At 40.4% G+C, this 8,946-nt stretch carries 6 protein-coding genes and 1 pseudogene; 1 reads left to right on the forward strand and 6 read right to left on the reverse strand.

Features of this window, described 5'->3' with window-relative positions:
• The first annotated feature begins 91 nt into the window (after positions 1 to 91).
• Positions 92 to 1,748, forward strand: a pseudogene (locus ACEYW6_RS35070) (IS1182 family transposase).
• 327 nt (positions 1,749 to 2,075) lie between these two features.
• Here the strand turns inward: ACEYW6_RS35070 and ACEYW6_RS35075 are convergent.
• The 6 genes from ACEYW6_RS35075 to ACEYW6_RS35100 all read right to left on the reverse strand — a co-directional run.
• On the reverse strand, positions 2,076 to 2,504 hold the full coding sequence (locus ACEYW6_RS35075; RefSeq protein WP_412983425.1) for a hypothetical protein: 429 nt from the start codon (positions 2,502 to 2,504) through the stop codon (positions 2,076 to 2,078).
• Between the two features lie 163 nt (positions 2,505 to 2,667).
• On the reverse strand, positions 2,668 to 4,329 hold the full coding sequence (locus ACEYW6_RS35080) for a hypothetical protein (protein ID WP_412983426.1): 1,662 nt from the start codon (positions 4,327 to 4,329) through the stop codon (positions 2,668 to 2,670).
• A gap of 61 nt (positions 4,330 to 4,390) precedes the next feature.
• Positions 4,391 to 5,002, reverse strand: a complete 612-nt coding sequence (locus ACEYW6_RS35085; RefSeq protein ID WP_412983427.1) for an ATP-binding protein — start codon at positions 5,000 to 5,002, stop codon at positions 4,391 to 4,393.
• Between the two features lie 1,349 nt (positions 5,003 to 6,351).
• Positions 6,352 to 7,416: a ParB/RepB/Spo0J family partition protein gene (locus ACEYW6_RS35090; protein WP_412983428.1), complete on the reverse strand. Its 1,065-nt coding sequence runs from the start codon at positions 7,414 to 7,416 to the stop codon at positions 6,352 to 6,354.
• Entirely contained in the window at positions 7,413 to 8,168 is a 756-nt protein-coding gene (locus ACEYW6_RS35095) for a ParA family protein (protein ID WP_412983429.1), read from the reverse strand. Before ACEYW6_RS35095 ends, ACEYW6_RS35090 begins: the two co-directional genes overlap by 4 nt.
• A gap of 219 nt (positions 8,169 to 8,387) precedes the next feature.
• Positions 8,388 to 8,946, reverse strand: a 559-nt coding sequence (locus ACEYW6_RS35100; RefSeq protein WP_412983430.1) for an NAD-dependent epimerase/dehydratase family protein, incomplete at its 5' end; no start/stop codon positions are given.

An 8,946-nucleotide genomic window follows, 5' to 3' on the forward strand; every position in this document is an offset into this window, starting at 1 on the left:
GATACTGCTGGCGAAATATTGCTTAACAAATAAGTTGATGCCATCAAGAGTTATTTAGGATCTAAAAAGCGATCGCAAGAGGTATCGTTCGATGTCACTGAATCCACAACCGGGCTATGCTGTACCAGCAGAAACTGCTAAAGTTGCCAAAGCTATTTTTCCGAAGGGTAATCTCTGCATCACGATGGCAGATCGCCTTGACTCCTTTGTGAGTGACCAAGATTTTAGTGCATTGTTTTCTAACCAGGGACAACCTGGAGTATCACCGGTACGATTAGCTCTAGTCACAATCTTGCAGTACATTGAAGGACTCACAGATCGTCAAGCTGCTGATGCTGTCCGAAGCCGAAGGGAATTGGAAGTACCTTCTGTGTTTAGAGCTAACAGATAAAGGGTTTGATCACACTGTTTTGAGCGAATTTCGCACTCGCTTGATCGCTCAACAAGCTGAAAGTCTAGTGTTTGATCAACTCCTTAGCTGGTGTCAGCAACAAGGCTGGCTGCAAGCAAGAGGTCGCCAACGGACAGACTCCACCCATGTTATCGCAACTATTCGGGCAGTGACACGACTGGAGTGTGCTGGAGAAACGCTACGGGCTGCATTGAATGCGCTGGCCGTTGTTGCGCCTGCTTGGTTGCAAGCTCAAAGCCAGCCTGAATGGATAGAACGCTATAGCGAGCGCATGGAAGACTATCATCTACCGACTTCAAAAGCAGCGCGAGAGGAACAAGCTCATGTGTATGGCGAAGATGGAAAACAACTGCTTGATGCCATCTTTGATGGTCATACTCCAGAATGGTTACGACAGGTTCCAGCAGTCGAAACACTACGACGAGTATGGGTACAGCAATACTATGTATGTAATAACGAGATTTATTGGCGAACCGAGCAAGGAATACCGCCAGCTACATTAATGATTAGTTCACCCTATGATTTAGATGCTCATTATTCAAAAAAGAATACAACATCATGGGTAGGATACAAGGTTCATTTGAGTGAGACTTGCGAACCAAATTCCTTACATCTGATTACAAATGTTGAAACGACAGCGGCACCCATCGCCGATGGTGATGTGACTGAAGCAATCCATACTTCACTTGCTAAGAAGGATTTGCTTCCCAGTAAGCATATCGTTGATACGGGATATCTAGATGCCGAATTGTTGGTAACTGCTCAACAACAGCATCAAGTTCAATTGCTGGGGCCGACCCGCGCAGACCTACGCTGGCAATCCAGAGCAGGTAAAGGATTTGCAGCGAGCGATTTCAAAGTCGATTGGCTTCAACAGGTTGCCATTTGCCCCGAAGGTAAGACGAGTACATCTTGGACACCTGCAATCGATGGTCGAGACAATGAGGTGATTAAAATTAAGTTTGCACGAGCTGACTGCGCCACTTGTCCTAGCCTGCATCTGTGTACTCGCACCAAAGAAAAGCGACGGCTAGTTACGCTTCGGAAAGAAGCACAGTACAAAGCATTGCAAGCTGCACGAAAACAAGCAATGACTGACGAGTATAAAGCAGACTATGCTCGTCGGGCCGGAATTGAAGCTACTCTCTCTGAAAGCATTCGCGCTCATGGACTCCGCCGTGCTCGATACATTGGATTAGCGAAAACTCATCTGCAACATTTAATGACAGCAACAGCAATTAACTTCAAGCGCATATTTCACTGGCTGTCCGGTATTCCACAAGCGACCAAGCGAACTTCGCAATTTGCAAAACTTATGGCTCAGTCGGTAGGTTAAGCAATATTTCGCCAGCAGTATCAAAAGCTGACAAGAACCTTAATGTGGTTTCAAAATCGCCTTGTTTGCGGTTTGAAGCGTTTATGTTTGCAGTTCGCTACAGCTAAAAGTAGTGGATCTGGTCTGCCAAATCCTAATTTTTAGATAAAAGTTAGTTTTTTTTCTGAAGCATAGTCTGAGTAATATTTTCAGCCGACGCATGGCGGCAAAATGCGCTTTGGCTACTTTTACCCCAAGAACCCATAATGTGAGCCAGAAATTACCTTGTTTGCGAACCAGAGCATTTATAATTGCGAGCCGCAACAGATACAAGGGGTAATCACTTGACTATATTTCCAAGCTCTCCAAGTACTGATATAATTCTTCCTTCAATTGATTGGGACTAATATCAACCACTGTATCTGGTTCAAAAACTAAATTGGCTACATCAATTGGCTTTATATCATACGGTTTTGAGCCAGCAGAAAAAAACTTCAGTGGCTTTTTAAGCTGCATAGTGTACTTGATTTCAGCAAGCACACCATCTGCAATAGGACCAAAAACCCAGATTTCGTCAGCAACACGTATAATGTTATTATTTGCTCGACGAACTAGGTCTCTATCAACAAGTTCATAAAGAAAGTATCCCCAAACGTTAAACGGATTTAAAGGAACAGCCCCTTGGTTAAGCACATAGCTACATATCAGCATTCGACAATAAAATAGGTGCTTTGACTGAGCTGTGTAAACAATGTTTTTTGGTTCAAGCAGATCCATAGAGGGTGCCTATAAAAGAATCATTAAGCAGTAAGTATTGAAGCATAAAACTCTAGTTAGTAAGCATATACTAAATTGTCCCTCGTTGTAGTCCCTCTATCTTTGGGTAATACAGGAGAAAACAAAAAAGCGCTCAAGCTAGATAAGGCAACCTTTTGCAGCCTTAATTCCTTTTTTGCAAGAATCTTTGATTAATGTATTTTAATTTCTCAGTAGCTTTGTTTATAGTATCTAAATAATCAGATAATCTGCTCATTTGAGATGAGCTAATCTTTAGGTGTATGCGTATGGCACGCTCTAAATCATTAAGCATACTTCTCTGATAAGATGAGTGGTTTATGGTGTTCAAATAGTAATTTCTAATAGCATTAGCAATAAAAAATCTAACTTCATCAATAAAATTCTGAAAATCGGGAGTTTCTTTAATTATTACTATTTCCTCAGGGTTAAACCTTCTTATAAGCGGCAAACAACCAAGGCTGTGATACACTTGTCGCCATAATCTCAAATGATGAAATGGAAATGTATTGCAAAGATAGCTAAAGTGTTCAATTCCTACACTTAAACTAGTAGCTATAGTCCCACTATATTCTAAAATATATGCATTAACATAGTTTTCTGTTATCTTCATATTAAAAAAACTTCTCGTTTCTGTAGATGCTTGTTTTTCTTCATAGGTATTGGAAAACAATAGCCTAGTTACTGCGGTTTTTTTTCGTTCTCTAAGAGATTCAATTATATAGGGATTCAACGCATCAATTTCTTTTTTATTAATTCTAATTTCCAGCCGTTTTACTGAATCGTATGCTCGGTTATTTTCTAGGTCAGAAACTATTTCATTTTCGACAAATATGCCAGTATCAGTTTCTTTATGTAGATAACAAGGTCCACTCTCAACCACCCTTTTCCATGTGTCATCAAAATAAAAAGAGTACTGCTGTTTTACATGAAAGTATTGCTCTTGCTTTGAGGCAATAAATTCATACAGACTGTGTTCTTTTAAAGCTATCTGAATATGTCCTGTTTTAAATAATGGCAACAAGTCTTGAAATATATTTCGAGCAAACTTATTTTCAAATATTAATGACGTTGAAAAATAGGCAGGCTCATAAATAGAAAAAAGAATTAAGCGAACATCTTCCTTAATCAAAGATTCTGGGAGCAAGTCATATACTCCAAAACTAGTTAGTAATTCTCGATCAAGAAAATGTAAATAAACTGGTCGAGAAATATGTTCTAAAAATAGTTCCTTAGAAATTGAGTACTGATGTATGATATTTGCAAGTGTTCTATCTTCATTAAAAGACTTCGTTATTTTTTCTACTCTATGAATTTGATTTACAAATTCAATATTATTTGCATTTAAATTTATGGAACTCTCTGATAGAGAAACTTCCGTTTGCGATTCTGTTGAAGAGTTTTGAGATTTTGTCGGTTTTCTATTTTCCCATTCTTGGTTCAATCTTTCTATATTGATAAATACTCTCTTGGACCAAAGTGTTAATGTAAAATAAAGTACTTCATATCCCTTAGTCTTGAACCGCTGATCAGTTAAAATTCCGATATCTTTAAGACGATATAGTGATTCTCTAACTTGGCGGGCAGTAAGTTGATCTTCTTTTACATCTTTAGCTGTTAAATATTCAAGGAATCGTCGCGTGGTTATGATACTTAACTTAGGTCGTTCTAGGTATTCATCTTGCCACTTAAATTCTAATTTGCTTTCATCATATGTATCCAGTTCACCATTAACGTAAAGTAGTATATCCTCCAACAGACGTTTGGCTTGCTCCTTTACCTGAGAACCGAAAGTCGCTCGTGGCATAAATTAAGTTTAGAATATTGCTTTAACGTACTTTCCCAAAAACTTTGTAAGGTTTCAATGGCTACTTTAGCTCTGGTGTCTGCTTCACTATACTTGCCCCAACTTGCTCTACTACCCACTGCACCTTGTCACTTAAGCTCATTCCAGTTGGTACTTCTACCCGTTTTAAACCAACAGCATCATATGCCTCTTTGATTGCTAGGTCTATTTCTCTTTGGAATACCTGTTCTTGCATGATGAAACCTCGGAAAGGATCTTTAGTCCTTTGAAGGTCGTACATATCTGATAAGTAGAAAACAGCGTCGTAGATATGGGAATAAGTTTGGCAAAGGGACTTCATAGCGTTTAGCATACTGCTTTCAAATGAGTTTGGATCTGCGGTCAAGAGTAGACGAGCATATCCAAGTACACTCACTAAACTCCTATCACAGATTATGAGTTCATGGTTACGTGCTGTAATTAGCTCTTCCGTAAGTTGGGCAGCAAAGAGGTGAAGTTCAGTGAATATGTCAAATTTCCCTTTTTTGTGTATTAATATTTCTTCAAGGAATGGACTTTGACGTGCAGGTTCGACAAAGCTTGCTGTATGTATGTGGTGGCTTTTGTAATATGCAGTAAGAGCCAGTGCCAGTGTACTTTTACCAGTACAATGAGTGCCTTCGATTGCTATCACTCTACAGTTTCTGATTGCCATATTTAATTAGATTAGATGTAGATGTTGTTAAATTTTTTCTGCTATGTAGCTTTGATTTTTCCCATGAGACAGTATGGGATTAGGAGGCTCAGTTTGCTTACTAATAGAGTTCAGCTAGGCGTTAAGCACTATTGAGTATAGAAAAAGCCATAGACCAAGACCTGACACTAACCTCAGACAATACAGCACTGATTGACCATATGACACGGAAACAACAGAATCTCATTTGTATTGAACTTGCCAAAGTACCACGACGCTGGCAGAAGAATTAAAGGCTACATATCATAGCATTAGACTTGTCCAAAAATTACAAAAGCAGTCAGTATCTAGCGGAGAGGATGCTTGCATTCTAGCCAGAGTCAAAGTAATAATCCAAGTTGCAAACAGTTTATAACTAGAATTAAATAGGTAAAACGATAGTTTCGATGCATAATCAGACTAAACCACAAACTGTAAAAATTACCTGTTAATAATCTAATAAATAATATTTAGCTTAAGTTAGCTGGCTAGGGTGTGCGTTCTTCTCGATTAATTCAAATTTATTGCTATAACGCTCATATAATTCTGAGGTGGGAACTTTTGTTTGCAAGTTTCATTATTGAGATAGCCACGTTGCTCATTTTATTACTCCTTTTATATACTCAATTATTGTTTCAATACTATTTACATAGTTTGAAGCAACATTTAATATTCTTAAACTATCGGATATATTTAAACAATCAGCCAAAAGATAGATTACAAAAAATTTTAGATGATTAGACAACAATCATTTGTGACAGGTTTAGATGATGTGCCTTTTGTCAATGAAGGGCATGGTTAGAGAAGTTAACAAGTTTTTCCGACTCTAGCATGGGAATACTCGTGGGGGCGACTGTACTAACGGGCACTCTTCCTAGCTTAATATTTTTTCTCGTTTGTCGCTAACATACCGCAGTAGTCAGCACTTTTTCACAAAAACTTTAACAAGATTAGGAAGCCTATATTTGCTAAAAAATAGAGGGAATAAATTTTGTAAGCACGATTAATACAACTATCATGGGGGAAATATAGCAAAAATAAAGGTGAAGGCTAGGTCATGTTTCTTGACGCAGTTTCTCCCGCAGTCGCTCAACTACAGCTTCCCCGTCAATTCCCTAGCCTCTATCCAACGCAAAGGCAGCTACTTCTACTTGAGAACGGGTTTCTTCAACCCAATTTGTGTTTGAATAAATTGCTCATCTTCGGGCCATACTTGGATGTTCGTGATTTTCGCTACTTTATGGATTCGCCCTTGTACCCTTTGTTATGACATTTTAAATACCCCGTCTACCTCAATAGCCAACCGGAGCTTACTCAACATTTGTTAGCCCCTCCAATTGTGCAACTAGTTTTTCTATCTGTTTGCGCTTCTTCGGATCTGACCAAATACGCGACTTTCTTAGTTTAGTAGTCGCAGCAGTAAAGCGCTCTTTGTAATTGTTAGACTCGGTGTTTGGGGTAGAGGCTGCGGCTTTCTTCTCACTAATGCGCTGTCTGATTTCGCTTAAAGACCAGTTGTTAGCAATAGCTTGTTCTAAAAAGGCAACGCGCTCATCTAATTTCTGAATTTGGGCGATGGCTTTGGCTTTGGTGTACTCAAGTGAGCCTTCCCTTAGCGCATCAAGGATATCTTCTGGGAGGTTGAGCAAGGGTAGACGGTTCTTAACGAAAGATTCCCAGGTCATTAACCCTAAGCCTTCAAACACAGATTCAACGATTTTGAGGTCTTGGTTTACAGCAGGCTCATGATTAAGGACTGAATCATCCGTTTCGGTTTCGCCCATAACGTTATGGGTAGATAATTCAATATCACCTTCATCGTCGCTGATAGCGTTATTGGTAGAATCATTTTCAACTTCGCCCATAACGTTATGGGTAACTGTAGATGCTTTGTTCTGTAGGCGTTGTAGACGATACAGTAATGGGGGTATCTCCTCAACGCTTCGACCTAGTTTGAGAGACAGCAGTTGCAGGATACCTTCAGTTTCTTCAACTGGGTTGAGGTCTTCTCGAAGTAAGTTTTCTATCAAAGCCAACTGAAACGCTTGGTCATCAGATAGCTCACGCACAACCACAGGTGCTGCTTCAAGTTTGGCTTCAATTCCTGACCTGTAGCGTCGTTCTCCTGCTACTACTTCGTATTTCCCAGAGCCTAGTGGACGCACCAACAGAGGTTGCAGGATGCCATGCTGCTTTATCGACTCGGTTAACTGCTTTAATGCTTCCGGGTCAAAATAACGGCGCGGTTGATTCGGCGGCAGAACAATCTGGTCTAAGGGCATGGATTGAGCAGAACCAGCATTATTAACGCCTGTAGTGTCCCAAGGTACATCAATTTTGCTTTTGAGAGGTTGGCTTGCTTTAGTGCGTCTCATTTTAATGATTCTAAACTAACGGCTATTTTTTTTAAGATTTGGACAGATGGGTGCTTTGGTTCGTAAACTGCAAGGGGCATTCGTTCTTCTGAAGCATCAACAAAAGCAGTGGAGCGAGGAATGGGGGCAAAGACAGTTCCGGCGCTGGCTAGTTGTTCGGTGATGGCTGCTAAAGTACGAGTGTCCTGGGAGTTACGGGCATCGTATTTGGTGGGTACAAATCCGGCAATTTGCAATTTGCGGTTTGGTTTATTGCGTACTGTAGCGACCGTTTTTAGTAATTCGCCTGTTCCCTCAAAGGCTTTGAAATGGGTTTCCAGAGGCACGAGAACATGAGTGGCAGCTACAAGCGAGATGTAACTTAGTAGCCCTAAGCTGGGAGGGCAATCTATTAATATAAAATCGTAATCGGATTCAATTGGTTCGATAGCTTCTTTTAGACGGAAATCGCGCATAGAAGCACTAACCAATTGCATTTCTGCCGTACTAAGAGAGATGTTGGCAGGGGCTAAATCCATACCATGAATCCCCTCATGTATTGGCAGAGGTTGTTCGTCCACAATGGCATTGTTGACAGTTTGCTCTATGTCTCTTGGAACCAAGCCCATAAAAATGGTTAAACTGGCTTGGGGATCTATGTCGATGAGCAGAACACGATGACCCAATTGCGCTATTTGGTAGCCCAGGTTTTGGGTAAGGGTGGTTTTGGCAACACCTCCCGCCTGATTAAAAACTGCGATGATTCGGCTCATAAGTGAGTTGGATTAAGAGCACCGTTACAACATAAGATAACTGTTGATGCGTCAATCGGTACTGTTTATTTAGGTATGGGGTAAATCTCACCACCAATATACAACTCATACCAAGTTTTATCTCTAATTCCAGTGATTGCTAATTTCTGCGATCGCTTGTGTAATTACGGCATGGTCATTAAAACTAAGCCGAAAGCTTCAATCCAATGCAGTCTTGGGCTACACTACTACATCTAATGCTAAAATCGCATCTTCTGTCTCGTAATCTAAAAGATCACTTGTGTGGGATGCCTCCGGTGGATTTAATCTCTCCCAATCAATAGTTCGTCTGAATGCCTCGTCCTGGTCAATTGGTTCAGCATAATTTAACTCTTCACGAATGCGAGTAGAGTCTAATAGCCAATCCTGCTCAAAATTGAACGGTAATTGCGACAACTCTGGTATGTGAGATTTAGGTACAATAATAATCTCTCCGCTCCAAGCGATAATCCGCCCAATTGTTTTAGCTAACTCTGCTTCGGATAGCCCTTCTAGTTCAGCAACATTGTAAATTTGACCTTTAGCACGGTGATCTGTAACCGCCAGAGCAATGGCAGCCGCTACGTTTTCAACATAGCCGTAACTACCACGCCAGTGAGCATAACCTTCTTCTAAGACAATAGCAGGACGATGATCATCCATTCGCTTTAAGTAAGGATAAAAGGGGAGCAATGCGGTTTTGTCAGATCCGGTAAAAAACAAGCGATGCCTTCGGCGGGCGCAGCCATCGCAAAAATCA

The organism is Nostoc sp. UIC 10607, from assembly GCF_047228265.1.
Classification (GTDB): Bacteria; Cyanobacteriota; Cyanobacteriia; order Cyanobacteriales; family Nostocaceae; genus Nostoc; species Nostoc foliaceum_A.